General features: G+C 68.1%; 19 protein-coding genes. 12 read left to right on the top strand and 7 right to left on the bottom strand.

What is annotated here, in order from left to right; genetic code table 11:
• The first annotated feature begins 4 nt into the window (after nucleotides 1–4).
• The 10 genes from V6V88_RS22975 (at nucleotide 5) to V6V88_RS22930 (ending at nucleotide 8864) form a co-directional block, all read left to right on the top strand.
• Complete coding sequence (locus tag V6V88_RS22975) at nucleotides 5–904, top strand: alpha/beta hydrolase (protein WP_223572871.1); 900 nt, start codon at nucleotides 5–7, stop codon at nucleotides 902–904.
• A gap of 2 nt (nucleotides 905–906) precedes the next feature.
• Nucleotides 907–1650: a hypothetical protein gene (locus V6V88_RS22970; RefSeq protein ID WP_223572869.1), complete on the top strand. Its 744-nt coding sequence runs from the start codon at nucleotides 907–909 to the stop codon at nucleotides 1648–1650.
• A 68-nt stretch (nucleotides 1651–1718) separates the two neighbouring features.
• A complete protein-coding gene (locus tag V6V88_RS22965; protein WP_280001618.1) occupies nucleotides 1719–2651 on the top strand; it encodes an acyl-CoA desaturase in 933 nt (310 codons plus the stop codon).
• A gap of 2 nt (nucleotides 2652–2653) precedes the next feature.
• Nucleotides 2654–3919 carry an FAD-dependent oxidoreductase gene (locus V6V88_RS22960; RefSeq protein WP_338616527.1) on the top strand — a complete coding sequence of 422 codons (1266 nt, stop codon included), beginning with the start codon at nucleotides 2654–2656 and terminating at the stop codon, nucleotides 3917–3919.
• A complete protein-coding gene (locus V6V88_RS22955) occupies nucleotides 3916–4692 on the top strand; it encodes a DUF1365 domain-containing protein (RefSeq protein ID WP_338616526.1) in 777 nt (258 codons plus the stop codon). The genes V6V88_RS22960 and V6V88_RS22955 overlap by 4 nt, the downstream gene beginning before the upstream one ends.
• Entirely contained in the window at nucleotides 4689–5963 is a 1275-nt protein-coding gene (locus tag V6V88_RS22950) for a cyclopropane-fatty-acyl-phospholipid synthase family protein (RefSeq protein ID WP_338616524.1), read from the top strand. Before V6V88_RS22955 ends, V6V88_RS22950 begins: the two co-directional genes overlap by 4 nt.
• A complete protein-coding gene (locus V6V88_RS22945) occupies nucleotides 5960–6475 on the top strand; it encodes a DUF2878 domain-containing protein (RefSeq protein ID WP_338616522.1) in 516 nt (171 codons plus the stop codon). The genes V6V88_RS22950 and V6V88_RS22945 overlap by 4 nt, the downstream gene beginning before the upstream one ends.
• A complete protein-coding gene (locus V6V88_RS22940; RefSeq protein ID WP_056325999.1) occupies nucleotides 6472–7239 on the top strand; it encodes a DUF1295 domain-containing protein in 768 nt (255 codons plus the stop codon). Before V6V88_RS22945 ends, V6V88_RS22940 begins: the two co-directional genes overlap by 4 nt.
• 11 nt (nucleotides 7240–7250) lie before the next feature.
• Nucleotides 7251–8333: a cyclopropane-fatty-acyl-phospholipid synthase family protein gene (locus V6V88_RS22935; RefSeq protein ID WP_338616519.1), complete on the top strand. Its 1083-nt coding sequence runs from the start codon at nucleotides 7251–7253 to the stop codon at nucleotides 8331–8333.
• 12 nt (nucleotides 8334–8345) lie between these two features.
• Nucleotides 8346–8864, top strand: a complete 519-nt coding sequence (locus tag V6V88_RS22930; protein WP_128827562.1) for a lipocalin family protein — start codon at nucleotides 8346–8348, stop codon at nucleotides 8862–8864.
• Nucleotides 8865–8880: 16 nt separating this feature from the next.
• On the opposite strand, the gene V6V88_RS22925 is transcribed toward V6V88_RS22930, so the two are convergent.
• Nucleotides 8881–9150, bottom strand: coding sequence for a PAAR domain-containing protein (locus V6V88_RS22925; protein ID WP_056325685.1), 270 nt, complete (start codon nucleotides 9148–9150; stop codon nucleotides 8881–8883).
• Between the two features lie 18 nt (nucleotides 9151–9168).
• Complete coding sequence (locus V6V88_RS22920) at nucleotides 9169–9423, bottom strand: hypothetical protein (protein ID WP_063952630.1); 255 nt, start codon at nucleotides 9421–9423, stop codon at nucleotides 9169–9171.
• Nucleotides 9424–9554: 131 nt separating this feature from the next.
• On the opposite strand from V6V88_RS22920, the gene tssA reads away from it, so the two are divergent.
• Nucleotides 9555–10706 carry a type VI secretion system protein TssA gene (gene tssA / locus V6V88_RS22915; protein ID WP_223572857.1) on the top strand — a complete coding sequence of 384 codons (1152 nt, stop codon included), beginning with the start codon at nucleotides 9555–9557 and terminating at the stop codon, nucleotides 10704–10706.
• 23 nt (nucleotides 10707–10729) lie between these two features.
• Here tssA and V6V88_RS22910 read toward each other — a convergent pair whose 3' ends face one another.
• The 5 genes from V6V88_RS22910 to V6V88_RS22890 all read right to left on the bottom strand — a co-directional run bounded on the left by V6V88_RS22910 (nucleotide 10730) and on the right by V6V88_RS22890 (nucleotide 18561).
• Entirely contained in the window at nucleotides 10730–11524 is a 795-nt protein-coding gene (locus V6V88_RS22910) for an OmpA family protein (RefSeq protein ID WP_056325693.1), read from the bottom strand.
• Nucleotides 11525–11527: 3 nt separating this feature from the next.
• Nucleotides 11528–12511 (bottom strand): type VI secretion system-associated protein TagF, encoded by a 984-nt coding sequence (gene tagF, locus V6V88_RS22905; RefSeq protein ID WP_056325695.1) that lies wholly within the window; start codon nucleotides 12509–12511, stop codon nucleotides 11528–11530.
• A complete protein-coding gene (gene tssM, locus V6V88_RS22900) occupies nucleotides 12508–16275 on the bottom strand; it encodes a type VI secretion system membrane subunit TssM (RefSeq protein ID WP_338616514.1) in 3768 nt (1255 codons plus the stop codon). Before tssM ends, tagF begins: the two co-directional genes overlap by 4 nt.
• Before the next feature lie 64 nt (nucleotides 16276–16339).
• Nucleotides 16340–17707: a hypothetical protein gene (locus tag V6V88_RS22895; RefSeq protein ID WP_062839633.1), complete on the bottom strand. Its 1368-nt coding sequence runs from the start codon at nucleotides 17705–17707 to the stop codon at nucleotides 16340–16342.
• On the bottom strand, nucleotides 17707–18561 hold the full coding sequence (locus V6V88_RS22890) for a M15 family metallopeptidase (protein ID WP_062839667.1): 855 nt from the start codon (nucleotides 18559–18561) through the stop codon (nucleotides 17707–17709). The genes V6V88_RS22895 and V6V88_RS22890 overlap by 1 nt, the downstream gene beginning before the upstream one ends.
• 237 nt (nucleotides 18562–18798) lie before the next feature.
• On the opposite strand from V6V88_RS22890, the gene V6V88_RS22885 reads away from it, so the two are divergent.
• Nucleotides 18799–19626: a hypothetical protein gene (locus V6V88_RS22885; protein ID WP_338616512.1), complete on the top strand. Its 828-nt coding sequence runs from the start codon at nucleotides 18799–18801 to the stop codon at nucleotides 19624–19626.
• The last annotated feature ends 40 nt before the right edge of the window (nucleotides 19627–19666 follow it).

Genomic DNA, 19666 nt, shown 5'->3' with positions numbered 1-19666 from the left:
CCCCATGTTTTCCTGGATCGCCGCAGGCCCGCGTGGCCTGCTTGCCATCGTATCCGTGGCCACGCTGGCCCTGGGCCTGTTGGCCGCCTGTTCGCCATTGACGCTGCTAAACGGTGCGGTGCCCGAGGACGGCAGCCACGTCACGGCGGGGCTGGCTTACGGCACCTTGCCGCGTCAGCACCTGGACGTCTACCGGCCGACGGACGCCACGGGGGCGCCCGTTGTCGTTTTTTTCTACGGTGGCGGCTGGCGCAGCGGGGAACGCGCCGACTACCGGTTCGTGGGCGACGCGCTGGCGGCGCGCGGCATGGTGGCGGTTGTGGCCGACTACCGTCTTTATCCCGAGGCCGGCTTTCCGGCCTTTTTGCGCGACGCCGCGCTGGCGGTGGCGTGGACCCAGCGCCATATCGGCGCCTATGGCGGCGACCCGGCACGCGTCTTCGTCGCCGGCCACAGCGCCGGCGGGTACATCGCGGCCATGCTGGCGCTGGACAAGCGCTGGCTTGCCGCAGCCGGCTCCAGCCCGGCGTCGCTGGCCGGCTGGATCGGGCTGGCCGGCCCCTATGACTTCCTGCCCATCGAGGCGCGCGGCGTGCGGCCGGTGTTCGGCTATCCGGATACGCCCGCCGATTCACAGCCCATCCATCACGTCAGCCGCGACGCGCCACCTGGCCTGCTGCTGACGGGCGCCGCCGACACCACCGTCGACCCGCGCCGCAACAGCGTCGGCCTGGCGGATGCCTTGCGAGAGGCGGGGGCGTGCGCGCGGCTGGTGCAGTACCCCGACCTGGGTCACAAGCTGCTGGTGGGCGCGCTGTCGCGGCCGCTGCGCTGGCGTGCGCCCGTGCTTGACGACGTCAGCGCGTTCGTCAGTCGCCCCTGCCCATCCCTCGAAGGAGAGTGACCATGCGATTGCTGCTCGTTGTCGTGCTGCTGACGCCCGCGGGCGCGTGGGCCGCCAATCAGCATTACCTCGGCTACGCCTATGACAGCCGCGATGGCGCCGAGCGCTACCGCGAAGAACACTGGGTGGTGCGCGACGGCGCACGGCAGGAGCGACTGGTGCTGTACCGCTGCCCGGACGGCGAGGCGTTTGCGCGCAAATGGGTGCGCGGCGGGGTCGACGATCCGGCGCCGGATTTCGCGCTCTATGACCAGCGCGATGGTTATCGCGAAGGTGTCGATACCCGCCAGGGCGCGCGCACCGTCTACGTGCAACCGCGCGCCGGCGCGCCGATGCAGCACCGCACGCTGCCGCCGGTGGACGACGCGGTGGTGGATGCCGGGTTCGACGCCTGGCTGCGCGCCAATTGGCAGCCGCCGGCCAAGCCGCCACACTTTTTGGTGCCCAGCCGGCTGGACTGGATGCCGCTGTCGGTACAGGCGCGCGATGCCGCCGGCCAGCCGGAGCGCAGTTTCCGGCTGCGGCTGGACGCCTGGTATGGCTTTGCCGCGCCGACCTTGCGCGTGACCTACGACATCGCCACCCGGCGCCTGCTGCGGTTCGAGGGACCGAGCAACCTGCGCGATGGCAACGGCGGCACCCTGGCCGTGCGCATCGAGTTTCCGGCCGATGCCATCCGGCCCGTGCCGTCCAAGCGGGACCTGGACGCGGCCGCAGCCACGCCGCTGGTGTCGCGTTGCGAATAAGGGTTTTCACTTATGCATCCGACGCTCCGCCGCGCCCGTATATCCCGACACGTTTCACACAGGACAGCATGATGCGCTCCGTTCTTACCGGCTGGACCGCTTCGATACGACGCTGGGTCGATACGCAGGCGCAGGATGCGCCGGGCGGCGACCCCGATCGCATCGACTGGACCCGCGCCTTGCCTTTCGCGTTGTTGCACGCCGGCTGCCTGGGCGTGCTGTGGACCGGCGTGTCCCCGGCCGCGCTGGCGCTTGCGGCGGCGTTGTATGCCGTGCGCATGTTCGCCCTGACCGGCTTCTACCACCGCTACTTCTCGCATCGCACGTTCCGCACCTCGCGCGGCATGCAATTGGTCTTCGCCGTGCTGGGGGCGTCGTGCGCGCAGCGCGGACCGCTTTGGTGGGCGGCCCATCATCGTCATCACCATCGTCATGCCGACGATGCGCAGGACCTGCATTCGCCGCGCCGCCATGGCTTCTGGTGGAGCCACATGGGCTGGTTCCTGACCCGCCGCGCCTTCGCCACCGACATGGCGCGGGTGCCCGACCTGCGCGGCTACCCCGAACTGCGCTGGCTCGACCGCTTCGATGCGGCGGTGCCGCTGGCGCTGGCATTGGGGTGCTACGGGCTGGGCGCGCTGCTGGCGCGCGTGGCGCCGGGCCTGGGCACCGACGGGCCGCAGATGCTGGTGTGGGGCTTTTTCATTTCCACCGTGGCGCTGTTTCATGCCACCGTCACCATCAACTCGCTGGCGCATCGCTACGGCAGGCGGCGCTACGACACCGCCGACGACAGCCGCAACAACGCCTGGCTTGCGCTGCTGACGTTCGGCGAGGGCTGGCACAACAACCATCACTTTTACCCGGGCTCGGCCCGCCAGGGCTTTCGCGCCCGCGAGATCGACATCACCTGGTACGGCCTGCGCCTGCTGGCCTCCGCCGGCCTCATCTGGGACTTGAAGGGCGTACCGGCCTGGGCGCTGGCCGCCGCCAAGGAGTGAACATGCGCATCGCCATCATCGGTTCGGGCATCTCGGGACTGGTCTGCGCCTGGAAGCTGGGCCGCGATCACGAGGTCACGCTGTACGAGGCCAACGACTACCTGGGCGGGCACACGCATACGCACACGGTCGAACAGGACGGGCAACAGTACGCGGTCGATAGCGGATTCATCGTCCACAACCCGCTCAATTACCCGCATTTCACGGCGTTGCTGACGGAGCTGGGCGTGGCGTCGCAGCCCACCACCATGAGCTTTTCGGTGCACAAGGAGGCCAATGACCTGGCCTACAACGCCACCTCACTGGACACGCTGTTCTGCCAGCGGCGCAACCTGGTATCTCCACGCTTCCTGGGCATGGTGCGCGACCTGATGCGCTTTTACCGGGAGTCGCCCGCACTGTTGCGCGCGCCGGAGCCGGGCCCCACGCTGGGCGAATACCTGGCGCAGCACCGCTACGGCGACGCCTTTCGCACCGATCACCTGATTCCGATGGCCTCGGCGCTGTGGTCGTCGCCGGCCTCGCGCATCCTGGAATTTCCGGCGCGCTACCTGGTGCGGTTCATGGCCAACCACCAGATGCTGCGCATCAGCGGCCGTCCGCAATGGCGCGTGGTCCAGGGCGGGTCGCGATCCTATATCGACGCGATGCGCCAGCGGTGGACGGTGCGCGAGCGGCTGAACTGCGCCGTGCGCGCCGTCAGGCGTCTGCCGGGCGGCGTGCAGGTGGCAACGCGCGAGGGCCTGGAACATCACGACGAAGTGATCTTCGCCTGCCACAGCGACCAGGCGCTGTCGCTGCTGGCCGACCCGACGCCGCAGGAACGCGAGGTTCTGGGCGCCATCACCTACCAGGACAACGACGTGGTGCTGCACACCGACGCGCGCCTGCTGCCGCGCCAGCGCAAGGCGTGGGCCGCCTGGAACGCCTACGTGCCGGCCGACCCCGAGGCGCCTTGTTCGGTCAGCTACTACATGAATCTGCTGCAGGGCATCACGTCGCCGCGGCCCTTCATCGTGACGCTGAACCGCAGCGATGCGATCGATCCCGCGGCGGTGCTGGCGCGCATGCGTTATCACCATCCTGTCTACACCCACGAATCGGTGGCCGCGCAGGCGCGCCGCGCCGAGATCTCGGGACAGCGGCGCAGCTGGTATGCGGGCGCCTATTGGGGATGGGGCTTTCACGAAGACGGGGTGGCGAGCGCGCTGGACGTGGTGCGCGGCATCCAGGAACAGCCGGGGGGCTGGGCGCGGGAGGCGGCATGAACCTGCAAAGCGCCGTCTACGAAGGCCGGGTCACCCACCGGCGCCACCACCCGCATGCGCACGGCTTCGGCTACCGCATGGCGCAGCTATACCTGGACCTGGACGAGATCGGCCAGGTGTTCCAGGACCGCTGGCTGTGGTCGGTGGAGCGGCCCAACCTGGCGCAGTGGCGCCGGGCCGATTATCTGGACGCCGCCGAGGGCCTGCCGCTGGCGCAGGCGGTGCGGCAGCGCCTGCGCACGCAGTTGGGCGACGTGCCGGCCGGGCCCATCCGCCTGCTCGCGCATCCGCGCTATGCCGGCTACGTCTTCAACCCCGTGAGCTTTTATTACTGCTTTGAAGCCGACGGCCGCACGCTGGCGGCGATCGTGGCGGAGATCACCAATACCCCTTGGAAGCAGCGCCATTGCGTGGTGCTGCCCGCTGCCGACGCCGAGCGCGAGGGCGGTGCGCTGGCTTGGCGCTTTGACAAGCGCTTTCACGTGTCGCCCTTCATGCCCATGGACTGCGCCTACGACTGGCGCTTCAACCTGCCAGCCGACGACCTGCGTGTGCATATGCAGGTCAGCCGGGAAGGCGTGGCGCAGTTCGACGCGCACCTGAGCCTGCAGCGCCGCGCGTTGGACGGCGCGGCGCTGGCGCGCGTGCTGTGGCGCTACCCGCTGATGACGCTGCAAGTCGTCGGCGCGATCCATTGGCAGGCGCTGCGCCTGTGGCTCAAGCGTAATCCTGTCTACGACCATCCCCGCACGCCCAACGGAGAACCGCAATGAAACCCATGACGTCCTCGGAACATGCCTCGATCGCGGCCAGCCGCCCCGCGACGGCGCTCGACCGCCTGTTGCGCAAGCGCCTGTTCGCCAGCCTGGCGGCGCTGGACCACGGTCAACTGCTGATCGAGGACTGCCTGGGCAGCGCCACGCTGGGCCGCGGCGAGCCGCTGGTGCGCCTGACCGTCAGCGACCTGGGGTTCTACCGGCTGGTGGCCGCGCAAGGCAGCGTCGGCGCGGGCGAGGCCTACGGCGATGGCCTGTGGCGCTGCGACGACCTGGTCGGGCTGGTGCGGCTGCTGGTGCGCAACCGCGACACGCTGGACGCCATGGAGTCGGGACTGGCGCGGCTGGCCGGCTGGGCGTTGCGGCGTTGGCATGCGCGCAATGCCAACACCCGCGAGGGCAGCCGCCGCAACATCGCCGCGCATTACGACCTGGGCAATCCGTTTTTCTCGCTGTTTCTTTCCGGCGACCTGATGTATTCGTCGGCACTGTGGGCCGACGGCGACGACACACTGGAGGCGGCGTCCCATCGCAAGCTGGACGCAATTTGCCGCAAGCTGGCGTTGCAGCCGTCGGACCGCGTGGTCGAGATTGGCAGCGGCTGGGGCGGCCTGGCCATCCACGCCGCCCGTCATTACGGCTGCCATGTCACCACCGCCACGCTGTCGCGCGAGCAGCATGATCTGGCGGTCGAGCGGGTGCGGGCCGCCGGGCTGCAGGACCGCGTCAGCGTCGTGCTGCGGGACTATCGCGACCTGCAGGGCCAGTACGACAAGGTAGTGTCGGTGGAAATGATCGAGGCTGTCGGCGCCAATTTCCTGGAAGCGTATTTCGCCAAGGTCGCCAGCCTGCTCAGTCCGCATGGCCGCGCGCTGATCCAGGCCATCACCATCGAAGACCATCGCTACGAGCAGGCGCTGGCCTCGGTGGATTTCATCAAGCGCCACATCTTTCCGGGCAGCTTCATTCCGTCCATCGAGGCGATGCTGCGCGCCAAGACCCGCGCCTGCGACCTGGCGCTGGTGCACCTGGAGGACTTCGGCCTGTCGTACGCGCGCACGCTGCAAGCCTGGCGCGAGCGCTTCCTGGCGCGGCAGCCCGAGGTGCGGGCGCAAGGCTTCGATGCGCGCTTTTGCCGCTTGTGGGAGTTCTACTTGGCGTATTGCGAAGGCGGTTTTCGCGAGCGCTCCATCGGCGTCGCGCACCTGCTGCTGACGCATCCGCAGGCGCGCCCCGATGGCGAGCGCTGGTTGCGGGAGGAAGCATGATGCGCTTCTGGGCCAACCTGATCGCCTACCAGCTCGTCTGGTTCAGCGCCGTCATCGGCGCGGGCCGCGGGTTGGCCTGGCCGGGCGTGGCCGCTGCCATGGTGTTCGTCGCGGCGCAACTGGCGGTCTCGGCGACGGCGCGCGCCGACCTGCGTCTGGCGGCCGCCGCCGTGCTGTGCGGCCTGGTGCTGGAGGGCACGCTGTCCGCGTTGGGATGGGCGCGTTACGCGGCCGACGCCTGGCCCGCGCCGTTGTGGATCCTGGCGTTGTGGGCCGCCTTTGCGCTGACGCTGAACCACTCGCTTGTCTACCTGCGTTCCCGGCCGTGGATGGCCTGCGTGTTCGGCGCGGTGGGCGCGCCGCTGGCCTATTGGGGCGCCGCCCGCGGCTGGCAATCGGTGCAGTTCGAACCGCCCGCGTGGCGCGCCACCGCCGCGCTGGCGGCGGGCTGGGCGCTGGCATTGCCCGCGCTGACGGCAGGGGCGCGGCGATGGACCCGGGAGGCATCATGACGATCTGGCAACAATGGTCCACCATCGCGATCGTGATGATCGCCGCCATGGCACTGGCTTGGGGCTGGCAGCGCCGCCATGCCAACGCGGGCATCGTGGACGTGGTGTGGGCGCTGGGCATGGGCGCTTCGGCCTGGCTCATCGCGGCCACCGGCGCGGGCAGCGGTGCCGCGAGGCTGGCCCTGGCCGTGATGGCGGGCGTGTGGTCGCTGCGGCTGGCGTGGCACCTGTGGCGCCGCGTGCGCGAAGGCGAAGACGGCCGCTATCGCGCCTTGCGCGAACACTGGGACGGCCATCAGGGCAAATTCTTTGGCCTCTTCATGTTCCAGGCCGGGCTGGTGATGATGTTCTGCCTGCCGTTCCTGGCGGTGGGCGCCAGTCCCGCGCAGGGCTGGCCCGTGGCGCTGGGGCTGCTGATCTGGCTGGCCGCGCTGTCGGGCGAGGTGATCGCCGACCGCCAGCTCGACCGCTTCCGCGATAACCCCGCGAATCGCGGCAACACTTGCAGGCGGGGCCTGTGGCGCTACTCGCGGCATCCGAACTACTTCTTCGAGTGGTGCCATTGGTTCGGCTACGTCGCCCTGGCGTGGGGTTCTCCGCTGGCATGGCTGTCGTGGCTGGGGCCGGTGCTGATGTTTGTGTTCCTGCGCTGGATCAGCGGCATTCCGTTCACCGAGCAACAGGCGCTGCGCACGCGCGGCGACGACTATCGCGACTATCAACGCCGCACGCCGGCGTTCTTTCCCTGGTTTCCGAAACGCTGACGAGGCATGCCATGACGACCGCCATCCTGAACGACTCTCCCTTGGCCTCCGACCGTCCGGCGCCAGGCCTGCTTGGCCTGGCCGAGCGCGGCCTGCTGCCCGATGCGCTCCTGCGCCTGGGCATGCGGCGCCTGTGCGCCGAGCGCCTGGCGCAGGAATACGCCGGCGGCATCGAGGCCTGGACCGAACGCGACCGCCAGCTGATCGCCAGCCTGCGCGCCAGCGCCGTGGCCATCCATACCGACGCCGCCAACGCGCAGCACTACGAGTTGCCCACTGCGTTCTTCCAGCTGTGCCTAGGCGCGCGCATGAAGTATTCGAGTTGCTATTACCCGACCGGCGCCGAAACGCTGGACCAGGCCGAAGACGCGATGCTGCGCCTGTATGGCGAGCGCGCCGGGCTGGCCGATGGACAGGACATCCTGGAGCTGGGTTGCGGCTGGGGCTCGTTGACGCTGTGGATGGCCGAACAGTATCCCAACGCGCGCATCACCGCGGTGTCCAATTCGGCCACGCAGCGCCAGCACATCGAGGCGCAATGCCGCGCGCGCGGCTGGACGCACGTGCGCGTGGTGACCTGCGACGTCAATGTCCTGTCACTGCCCGGCGCCGCCTTCGACCGGTGCGTCTCGGTGGAAATGTTCGAGCACATGCGCAACTACCAGGACCTGCTGGCGCGCATCGCGCAGTGGCTGCGGCCCGGCGGCAAGCTCTTCGTGCACATCTTCGCGCACCGCGAGCGGGCCTATCCGTTCGAGACCGACGGGGCCAGCAACTGGATGGGAAGGCACTTTTTCACGGGCGGCATCATGCCGTCGGCGCATACGCTGCTGCATTTCCAGCAAGACCTGACGCTTGAGGAACGCTGGTTTCTCGACGGCACGCATTACGCCCGCACCGCCAATCACTGGCTGGCCAACCAGGACGCCCGAGCGGAACCCGCGCGGGCGGCGTTGGCGCAGGCTTACGGCGCACCCTTGGCCGGCTTGTGGCATCAGCGCTGGCGCATGTTCTGGATGGCGTGCGCCGAACTGTTCGGCTACGACGACGGACAGCAATGGGGCGTCGCGCACTATCGCTACACGCGGCCCTGAGGAGAAACGATCATGTTGCGAACCCTGTTTATCGGCGTGACGGCCCTCTTGGCCGGCTGCGCGTCGCCGCCGCCCATGCCGCCGGTGGCGCAAGTGGATCTGGATCGTTTCATGGGCGACTGGTATGTGATCGCGCATATTCCCAGCTGGCCCGAGCGCAACGCCTATGACGCCGTGGAAAGCTACCGGCTGTTGCCGGACGGCCGGGTGCAGACGGATTTCCGCTATCGCGATGGCAGTTTCGATGCGCCCATCGACACCATGCACCCCGTGGCGACGGTGCGGCCCGGCACCGGCAACGCGGTGTGGGGCATGCAGTTCATCTGGCCCATCAAGGCCGAGTACGTGATCGCCTATCTGGACGAGTCATACCAGACCACCATCATTGGCCGGTCCAAGCGCGACTACGTCTGGATCATGGCCAGGGTGCCTTGCCTGGACGACGCGGTGTACGCCGACCTGCTGCGCAGGGTGACGGCGCTGGGCTATACGGAAGCGCCGCGCAAGGTGCCGCAGCGCTGCGACCGGTAAGGTGTCCTGCGCGGGGTCAACCGTATTCCAGCTGATAGAAACTCTGGCTGGCGATGAGCGTGGCGCCGCAGGACGTGCGCATGCCTTCCAGGGCAGTCAGGCGGTCGGAGCCGACGTTCTGCACGCCTTCCACGATGGTGTGGTTGTCGCCGCATTTGGGGCAGGTGACGCGGTCGCCGACCCGTGCCATCGGTTGGCCAAAGATCACGACGGTTTCGTCGCCGGTGACGACGACGCCGCCGTGCGAGGTTTTATCGCCCTTGCGGATGACGGAACGTTGGGACATGGTGCGCGAGAGTCAGGGTTACAGATACGTGCCATCCGGCGCGAGCCGGGCGGGGCCGGCCACGAAGGTGCCGTCCGGCGCCATGCGCACCGGCCCGCCGCCGCCCTTGTAGCTGCCGTCGGGCGCGCGTTGAGGCTTGCCGGCCACATAGGTGCCGTCAGGCGCGCGGGTGATGGGGCCTTCGCCGCCCACGTACGATCCATCGGGCGCGCGGCGCGGCGTGCCGGCGATGAAGTGTCCGTCGGGCAACATACGAATGGTCTTCGACGTCATGAATGCTCCTTGGGGATGAGGGCAAATCATAACGAAGCATCGTGATGCGCCTTGTAATAGGACGTGTCATCTTTGAACGTTACACGTAAGCGGATGTGGCATGATTTGCGCCTACAACAGCCCTGACGCCTATGACCGACATCAACGCCCTGTTGCAACCCATTCCCGGCGACGCGCCTTGCGGCGTGGACCTGGTGTTCTCGCCCGAGTTCGACGCGATACGCGAGGCCCGCCGGCATGACGACCCCCAGCTCGACCAAGGCGACTGGGTCATCGACCTGAAAGAAGCCGATTGGCCCGAGGTGACGCGCATCTGCACCACCGTGCTGCGCGACCGCAGCAAAGACATCCGCATCGCATCGTGGCTTGCCGAATCCTGGGCCAAGACCCGCGGCTTCGCGGGGCTGCGCGACGGCTACCTGCTGATCGACGGCCTGTGCCGCAACTATTGGGACGGGCTGCACCCGGTGCCCGAAGATGGCGATGTGCAGCAGCGCGTGGGCAATCTGGCGTGGCTGTTGTCGCGGTCGCAGCAACTGATTGGCGAGATCCCGCTGACGCAAGCCGACGGCGCCCGCTATGGCGCGGTGCTCTGGGAGGCGGCCAGCCAATTGGCCAATGCGGTCAAGCGCACGCCCGACAACGCCCACGAACTGACACGCGGCAAGCTCACGCTGGACCGCTTCGATGCCGCGCGGCGCGACACGCCGCCGTCTTTCTATTCGGAGCTGGACGCGCAGCTGCAAGGCTGCGCGCAGGCGCTGGATCAACTGGAACGCACCCTGGATGCGCAACTGGGCGACGAAAGCCCCGCGTTCTCCCGGGTGCGCGAGGCGCTGCGCAACGTGACCGAACTGGTGCACCGATTTGCGCGCGATGCGGGCCTTCTGGTCCGTACGGACCTTGCCGCCGCACCGGCGCCGGCCGCGCCCGCCGCCCCTGTTCGTGTGGAGCCCACATTGACTGACGCCGATCACTTCGATGGCGCCGCTGTGCCGGGCGCCGCGGTGCCGGGCGCTGCCGCGCCGCTGCACGCCGTACCGACTGCCACCGCCCGCGGGCCCATCCAGACCCGCGAACAGGCGCTGGCGCAGTTGCGGGACGTGGCCGAGTTCTTCCGCCGCACCGAGCCGCACAGCCCGGTGGCCTACCTGGCCGACAAGGCGGCAAGCTGGGGCGAGATGTCGCTGCACCTGTGGCTGCGCACGGTGGTCAAGAACGACGAGACGCTGTCGGGCCTGGAAGAGTTGCTGGGCATCAAGAAGGCGGGCGACGGCAACTGATCGGCCGCCGCCGCCACCCCTGACTACCGCGCCGCCCGGAACTCGATACGCCGGTTCTTGGCGCGGCCTTCCGCCGTGGCGTTGGTGGCCACCGGCTGATCCGGACCCGCTCCCATCGCTTCGAAGCGCGACGCCGGCAACCCCTTGTCCACCAGATAGTCCCGAACCGCGTCTGCACGCGCCTGGCTGAGCGCCAGGTTGGTGCTGCGGCTGCCGGAGCTGTCGGTGTGGCCGATGATCTGGATCTTGTCGGCGCGCAGCTTGGGCACGGTGTCGGCCACGCGATCCAGCAATTCCCGGCCGCGCGTCGTCAAACGGGTGCTGCCGGTCTCAAACTCCACCACGCGGTTGGTCAACAGGTTGTCCAGCACATCCTGCTCATCCTTGCCGGCCGACACGCGCAAGCCGTTGACGATCTTGTACGTCGGGTTCAGCGACGTGGCAAAGTTGCTGGCGATTTGTTGGCGCGAGGCTTCGTTGTCGACCTCGCCCCGCAGCCGGATCTGCGTGCCGTCGATTTCCAGCTGGCCGCGGTTGATTTGCTTGAGCGGGCTGTCCAGCAGCTTGCCCACGTGTTGGGACCAGTTCGGGGGGGCCACCACGCCGCCGACGTCGATGCGGTCGATGACGTTGCCCACGCCATAGACCTTTTGCAGCCGCGCCAGCACATCGGCCTTGGTGGCCTCGTCGGGCACCGCGCCGCTGGCCACCACCTGGCCGGGTTGGGGAATGACGTTGGCGGGCACGACCGTGGCGGCGTCCTGGGCGTGGGCCGAGAATGCCAGCGAGGCGGCCAGGACCAGAGTAAGCGTGCGCATGTCCTAGGCTCCGATGAAAACTTCGCGGAACGTCTCCAGCGCCTGGCGCAAGGAGAGCCGCGGTTGATCCAGATAGCTCGCCAGCTTGGCCAGCCCGTGGCTGGCGCTGACGTGATCGCGCACCCACGGCGCGTCTTCCAGCACGATGTAATGCTGCGACAGTGCCTGCGGGGTGGATAGCAGCGTTGCCAGCGTGCGCGGCGAGGCGCCGCGAAAGCCCACCACCAGCCGATGCTTGCCGGCGATGCGCCCGATGAAAATGGCGATCTCGAAGTCGGCGCGTGTCAGGAATGGCGCGATCAAGGTCATCCAGTAGCTGGCGACCAGATTGATGTAGAGCGGATCGTCCGGCAGCGGCAGCGCAAGCCCGGTGTCCAGTTGCGAAGAGCCGCTGGACATCACGGGCGTGAGCAGGATGCCCAGCGCCAGGACGATGTCGTGCATGCTGGCCGCGTGTCCGTTGCCGCGCAGCATGGCCTCGACGCGTTCGATCGTCTGAAGGTCGATGAAGGCATCGAAGCCGTCGTCGGCGGCGGTGCGGATCTCGCCTTCCAGGTCGTTCAGCGTTTGCAGCGCGGGCGCGGGGTCGCCGTCGTGCATGAGCTGCGCCGCCGCCGTGCCCATGCGATTCCACATGCGGCTGAAGGCGAGCGGGCTGCGCGCGATGAAGTCCAGCGGACGGGTCACTTCCACCGACGTGGCGGTAATGAACGGAAAGCGCCGGCCCGATTGGTCGCGGCTGGGCTGCAGATGCCCGGCGATGGCCAGCTTGCCGCGCGAGCCCAGCACGGCGAAGGGAACGGGCTGCGCTTCGTCGTACAGCGTCTTCCAGTGCGGGTCCTGCGCCAGCACCTCCATGGTGTTGGCCACCCACGCATCCAGCGTCGCCATCAACTGCGGGTGCGAGGTGTTCTTGACGAAATCACCACGGGACGGAATCTTGCCAAAGTAAGCCGTACGGAACATGGGAGACTGCGGATTGCTCATTGCTGCGCTCCGGCAGGCGTCGGGGCGACGGAGGGTTGAGGGGACGTGCCGGCCACCGTGGCGGGCAGGCGCAGGTTGCGCAGGCCCTGGCTGCCGGGCTCGGCGCCGCCGGCGCTGGCGGCTTGCGCGTTGCTGATGATGCGCAGGCGGACGGGCACGGTGATGTTGGATTTGCTCCAGCTCATCTCGAAGCTGCCGTCCGGGTTGGGCTTGCGCTGCGCACCCGAGATCAGGCGTTCCAGGCCGAAGCGGCCGGGTTCGTTGACCACTTCCACCACGGTGCCGTCAAAGGCGGTGGCCGTGATGCGCGCGCCCGGCGCGCCCTGCGCGTTGGGCCATACGAAGTTCACCCACTGCGCCGGCGTGTTGCGGTAGCGCAGCTGCTGGCCATCGATCTCGATGGTGTATTCGGTCACGCCGCCGGCGGGCCTGGGCTGGATCTGGAACAGCGTCTGCGGCTGGCTTGCCGCGCCCGATCCGGCTGCGCCGCCGGACAGCGGCGCCACCCACTGGGCAAAGTTCGCCGTGAAGGACGGTTGCAGCTCGATGCCCATGTCGCCCCAGGTGCGCGCGGTCAGGATGTCGCCGCGACGCACGGTCAGCGGACCCAACGTCTCGTTGACGTACTTGGCGATGCTGCCCTGCGGGCCGAAGATCTGCCCGATTTCTTCACCGCTGGCCTCGATGCCGGCCTTGGTCGAGAACGGATACTTGTCGGCCAGCGTCTGCGTGAAGGGCTGGTACACCTGCGCGTTCCAGACCTTGTTCAACTCGGTCTGGGCCGGTTGCATCGCGACGGCGTAACCCTGTATCAGCGGGCGCACCAGCAGCGGACGGAGCGTCTCGCGCTGCGCGGGCGTCAATCCCGCCAGCATCTGCTCATCCACCAGTTTCAACGCATCGGCCAGTTCCGAATCCTTGCCTTCCAGCGTCTGGCGCATCAGGAGCAGCGCGCCGGGGCCCGGATCGCCCTGGTTGTTGATGAGGTTAAAGCGCGTGCGGATCTTGGAGAGCGCGTTCATGTAGTTGCCCAGCAGCGACTGGTTGTCGCGCGTGACGACCAGTCGCGCCACGTCGGAGAACTCGCGGCCCACCGGTCCCATCGGCATCTGTTCGCCGCCTGGCGCGACTTCCGTGGGCTTGGGCTGGCCCTGGCGCAGGATCACCCGCTTGAACCACGCGACCACGCCGGTCTGCGCCTGCGAAAGGCCGGTGTTGATCAGCGACGGGTTGTCCCAGGAGGTCTGCTCGTACGTCGTGTTGATGAGCTTGACCAGCGGCGAGTTCTGCGGATCGCCAAGGCGGTTCATGCCTTGCACCGCCTGATCGAAGCTTGAGAAAGGCTTGATCGTGACGCCGCGCAGCATCTTCTGCCACTCCTGCGCGTACTCCGTCTTGTACATCGTGGCCAGGCTTTTCTGGATCTGCTCGGGGCTGCCTTCCAGCGTGAGGTCGTCGCGCGCGTTCACGCCCAGCACCCAATCGCTGGTCTGGACTTCCTTGCGGGCGGCTTCGCCGATGGCCGGTTCAATGTATTGCTCCCAGGCTTCCCGCGTGAACGTGCCCGGCACGGCGTAGCTGCCCGCCACCACGGCGGCGTCGGCCTCGCCCATGATGCGCGCCACCGTCATCGCGGGGAAGCGGGTGGCGGCGCGCGCCTTGAGCGTGGCGTAGGCGCGTTCGCGCGCCGGCATGCCCTGCATCACGCTGCGCAGGTTGCCGCGCGTGCGCTCGACCATGGCCAGGTTGGTTTCGATCTGCGGCCAGTCGCTGTCTGCCGCGCGCGCGACGTAGAACGAGATCAGCCGTTCGGCGCTGCGGATCAGTTGGTCGCGCGGCATCGCGCCCCGGTTGGTTTCCAGCCAGCCGCGCCAGAAACGCGTGATCTGATCCGACAGGTGCGTCGGATCCACGTGTTCGCGGTTGGCCATCATCAGGTACGTCTTGAGCGCGTTGTAGGCGTCGTCGACGTTCGTGGGCGAGGCGTCCTGGAACAGCGTGTCGCCCGCGTTCGCGCGCACGGTTTGCGCTTGCGCGGGCGCGGTGGCGGGGCGCTCGCCGGAAGCGGCCGCCTGCGATACGTCCACGCGTCCCAGATAGTCCTCCAGGCTGGCCTTGACGGGCGCCAGCATGAATTGACGCAGGCCGTTGTAGTACTCGGCAAGCAGGCGCTGCTTGAGCACATCGCCTTGATACAGCCCCAGGCCCAGCGACAGCGGCCGGCTGGCGGCATAGCGGTCCAGCTGTTCGATGCGGTCCTGCAGGATCTCCATCGCTTCCAGGCGGCTTTGCAGGTCCGTGCGCTCGCCTTGCAGGCGCACGACCTTGTCCAGGTCGGCCTGCACGTTGGTGGCCAGTTGCCGGTTGCCCAGGTAAGACCAGCTCCATCCGCCCAGCACCAGGCCCAGCGCCAGCACCAACCCGAAGAAGGTCAGATAACGCATGCGGACCTTGTTCGGGCTGGCGTGCTGGCGCACCAGCTTCTTGTCCGCGAAGATCACGTTGGAGAACAGGTCGCGCAGGAAGAAGCCGTTGTGCGAATTGACGCCGCGCGCGGGCTCGCGGTTGGCCGGGCGCAGCGTGAAGCGTTCGGCCAGCTTGTCGGTGGACGTGCTGCGCGATGCGCCTTCCTGCAGCGCGCTGGTGAAGTAAAAGCCGCGGAACACGGGCTTGTACTGAAACGGATTGGTCTCGAACAGCGTCGACAGAAACGTGCGCAGCGCCGGCTTGATGCCCGCGAATTCCAGCGGGAACGTCAGCAGGCCCGGGGGCAGGGCGGCGCTGCGACGCAGCGACATCTGCGCCGTGCCCATTTCCTTGAGCCCTTCGTACAGTTCGTCGAAGCGCTCGTCGAACAGCGTCAGGACGTCGCGGCTTTCATCGGCGCCATAGGGCAACGTGGCGCCCCAGACTCGATCGCGCTCGCGCGCATCCGCGTCGGCAAAGAACTCCGAGAAGCCGGCGATCAGGTCGGCCTTGGTGAAGATCACATACACCGGCGCAAACACTTCCAGCCGGTCGGTCAGCTCTTGAACGCGCTGGCGCAGGTTCTTGGCCAGGTTGATCGCGAACTCGGGGCCGGCATCCGTCAGTTCACTGATGCTCGCGGCCACGATGATGCCGTTGATGGGCGCCTTGGGGCGATGGCGCTTGAGCAGGTCCAGAAAGCTCATCCATTCGTTGCGGTCTTCTTCGTGCACCGAGTAGCGGCCCGCGGTGTCCAGCAGGATGCCTTCCGTGGTGAAGAACCAATCGCAGTTGCGCGTGCCGCCCACGCCGCGCACCGCCGCGCCGTTCTTGTCTGCAAAGGGGAACTGCAGGCCGGAATTGATCACGGCGCTGCTCTTGCCGGCGGCAGGGTTGCCGATGACGATGTACCAGGGCAGCTCGTACAGCGCTTCGTTGCCGGAGGTCTGGCCGATCTTCGATGTCTTGATGGTGCGCACGGCTTGCGTCAGCCGCGTGCGCAGCGCCTCGATCTCATTGCGGTTGGCGGCGGGGCTGGCGGCCGCGCCCGTCTGCACCTGTTGTTCCAGCATGTCGCCCAGCTTCTGGTTGGCGCGCCGCGCCTTGCGGCGGCGCCACAGGTATATGCACAGCCACAGGAACAGCAGCACGCCCAGCAAGGCCCCGGCCCACACCATGGCGATCTGCATGGTGTCGGCGAACAGGAACAGGAACACGATCAGCGCAATCAGGCCAATCGCCATGAAGGTGCGCGGGTTGGCGAACACGCGAGCGCTCCAGTAGCGGAAGTCGCTCATGGCGCTGGAAAATCGAGAAAACAATCCTGATGGGCTACGCATGGTTTTCGCTGTTGTTATGGGGTCAGGCGGTAGCGCTGGCGGCGGGCTGGGAAACCAGTGCCGCCGAGCGCAATACGGGGTCTTGCAGGGTAAGGGTCAGGACCGGCTGGGCGTACTGCATGCAGGCTTGCCCGGCCACGGCCAGCGTCAGCAGGGAGGCGGCCACGCCGGTATGTCCACAGGCAACGCCAACCGACTGGCAATCCTTGGCGGCGTCCAGGTGACTGAAAAGCTGTGACGCGATGTTGATCGGTTCTAGCGGGCGGCTGCCCCGGTGGTCGGCATCGCTGATGACGTGGACGATGCTGTCGGGCGCGACGTCCGCGCGTTGCAGCAGGTCTTGCACGGTCTGCGCCAGCGGGGCTTCGGCCTGCGCGCCGCGCGCGTCGGCCGGTTTCTGGCGGCGCAGCACGGGCGACAGGGCCACGCGCAGTGGGGCGTCGGCGCCGGCCGGGCCCAGCAGCAGGCCGGCGGCCGCTTCGCCCGGCACACGGCCTTGCGGATTAGCGGGGGTCAGCAGTGTCGACATGCCATCCCACATCGCCACTTGCTCGGGATCGATATAGCCGTCGCCAGCCAGCACGATGCGCCAGGGCTCGGGCGTTTGCGCGTCGTGCGGGGCCGCCGCCAGGTCGCGCAGCAGGCCGTCGGCTGCCATGGTGTCGCGCGCCTGGTGTTGCGCGACGCTGATGCGGCTATCAGGCCAGACGCCGGCCGCGGCCTGAATCTCCTGGCACGCGCGTTCACGCGCCGCGTCGGGCCAATCGGCCGGCAGGACGAGCTCCACGCGCAGCAGGGGCCAGTCCTCATCGCGGGCGGGCACATCCAGCGCGGTGACGTGGCGATGCGCCTCGTGGGTGAGCGTGCGGGCGACGTCGGCCAGCAGGGACGTCACGCGCAAGGGGGCCGTGCCCGTCGCCTCGGGCGGCGCGCCGCGCTCGCGGGCGGCGGCGTACAGCGCAAGGTCGTTCACGCCGGGCACGCGCGCGGCGAAGATGGGATAGCCCTGCGGCGTTTTCAGTTCGGCATCCAGCTCGGGACGCTTCTGCGCCGCCAGCGCCTCGGCGATGGCGGCGGTGTCGTCGCCGGCGGCGGCACGCGCCGCCACGGCGGTCACGCGCAATTGGACAAGTTGCGCGGGCGCGTGCGCCGGTGTTTGCGCCGTCGGCGTGGCGGCGTCCGCGGCAGGCTTGGGGGCGCGTGCGGCACGCACCGCGCGAGCCCCGAGCCACAGGGCCGCCAGCATCGCCAGGGGCAGCGCGAAGAGATACAGCCCGATGTCCACGCCGGTCGGCAGCGTGCGGGATTCCTGCCACCAGATGATGACGGCCAGCCACACCACGGCGAACAGCATCAGGACCAACAGGCCTTTCTTGACTACGCGGGCCATCACTTGGCGCCCTCGCGAGCGCGTTGCATGACCCCGGGACGGCGCAGCTCGACGTGGCCGAAGTCCATCATCTTCCAGCGGCCGCCCCACGTCAGGCCGACCAGTTCGGCGGTTTCGCCAAAGAGTTCATAGCCTCGCATGGCCCAGGGGTCTTTTTCAGAGATGACGATCTTGCCGTCGCGGAAGAATGCGCTGTCGGCCGCCAGGCCATATTGGTGATAGCTCTGGAACGCGCCCGCGTTCGTTACGTGCGTGCCCATGCCCGCCAGTTCTTCCTGCCGCTCGGGGCTGCGATAGCCCTCGATCAGCGCCATTTCGTACCCATGCTGTTCACGCATGATGCGATACGCCAGGAGCAGGCGCTGGCGGAAGTCCGCATCCAGCAGATCCCAGTTCCGGCTTGCGCCGCCCAGCTTCGGACGCACCAATTCCACTTCGCGGGTGGTGAACGCGTCGGGGGGCAGCGGGGCGGGCGGAGCCAGCCTTTCGCCCTCCAGCAAAGCCTGTATCCGGCGGTCCGGACCGGCCGTTTGGGTGCTGTAAACGAATGTGTGATTGTGTCGCATGAAGAAAGCAAAAAGTGACGGAAGCATTACAACTGTCAGCCCGATTGCGACTTGCCAGCGGTACCTTCCGACCCAATCCTTTGACGCGTTCATGCCACTGCGCAGCACGCCCGCCGTCCCGCCAACTGCCCCGCCCGCGTGGGTCACGCCACGCGTTGCACCCCGCGCCACGCCTTGTACGCAGGCGCGCAGACCCCGGGCTGCGCCGTGGCGCAACGCAGGAAAAAAAAGGAGAGCGGAGACGCCCACCGCCAGTAAAAAATACAGGGGCAGTAGCAGCAACAAGATAGGTCCCTCATGTGAAGGCGTAATCTTTTGTTCTATTCGCGCACGAGGCAAGTGCTCGGGCGTTGCAAGTAGCGTCCGACCCTTAGGAATCGTAACAAGGAGCGATGATCGAAACGGATCGATCGGGTATTCTCGGCGGGCTTGGTTACAGGGGGGCTGCACACGCCTCCTGCTGACACGGGAATCCGCATGGCAGAAGACAAACAAGAATCTCGCCCTACGAAGACCGCGCCGAGTTTGCTCAGCGCCACGGCGTCCTCATCACGCGAGATCGAATCGGCGCGCATTCTGGCGGCGCTAGAGGGGCGCGTACCGCAAGCCGAGGTCAAACATCTTGCGCCGCCGCGCCGCCGCGCGGGGCGGTGGCTGGCGCTGGCGCTGTTGCTGGCCTTGCTGGCTGGCGGCGTCACCTGGTTCATTCATGAAGAGGGAGCGGCGCCCATGACGGCGCAAGCGCCGGCGCCCGCCGTGGCGTCGGCCGAGCGCCCAGTCTCTGCGCCGCCGCAAGCGTCTGGCGCGGCCTCTGCGGCAGACGCGCCGATACCATCCGTGTTGGATACGCCGCCAGCGGTCGCCGCCATCGTTGACGAAGCGCCGCCCGCGCGCGATGCGAACATCGGCCGGGGTGATCCGGACCCGCTGGGCGAACCCACCAATCCGCTGTCCGTGCTGGCCATGACGCCGCCGCCCGCGGCCGCGCCTGCGCCTGGACCCACGCGTCAGGCGGCCGAACAGCAACGCGCGCGCCAGTCTGGCGCGCCGCAAGCGGCCAAGCCCGCCAGCAACACGCCGCGCACTGCCGCCAAGCAGTCGGATACTGACGCCGCCTTGCTCTCGGCATTGATGAGCTACGGGCTGCCGCCCGCGTCTCCGCCGGGCACGCGCGTCTACAAGTCCGATGGCGTGTTCATCCGAGAGATCCCCGGCTCGCCGCTGGCCGACCGACTGAAGGCCTGCCGCAAACTCAGTTTCATCGAAGGCGAGCAATGCCGCCTGCGCGTGTGCGCGGGGCAGTGGGGCACGGCCCCGGAATGCCCAACGCCGCAAGCCAACGTCGAACCCTGAATTCGCATCGCCCGGAGCGGGCGAGTGTCGTCAACGTCTT

This window comes from Achromobacter sp. E1 (genome assembly GCF_037039475.1).
Taxonomy (GTDB): Bacteria; Pseudomonadota; Gammaproteobacteria; order Burkholderiales; family Burkholderiaceae_B; genus Achromobacter; species Achromobacter mucicolens.
Note: the sequence above shows the minus strand (reverse complement) of the source record. Positions and strands in the feature narration are given on the sequence as shown.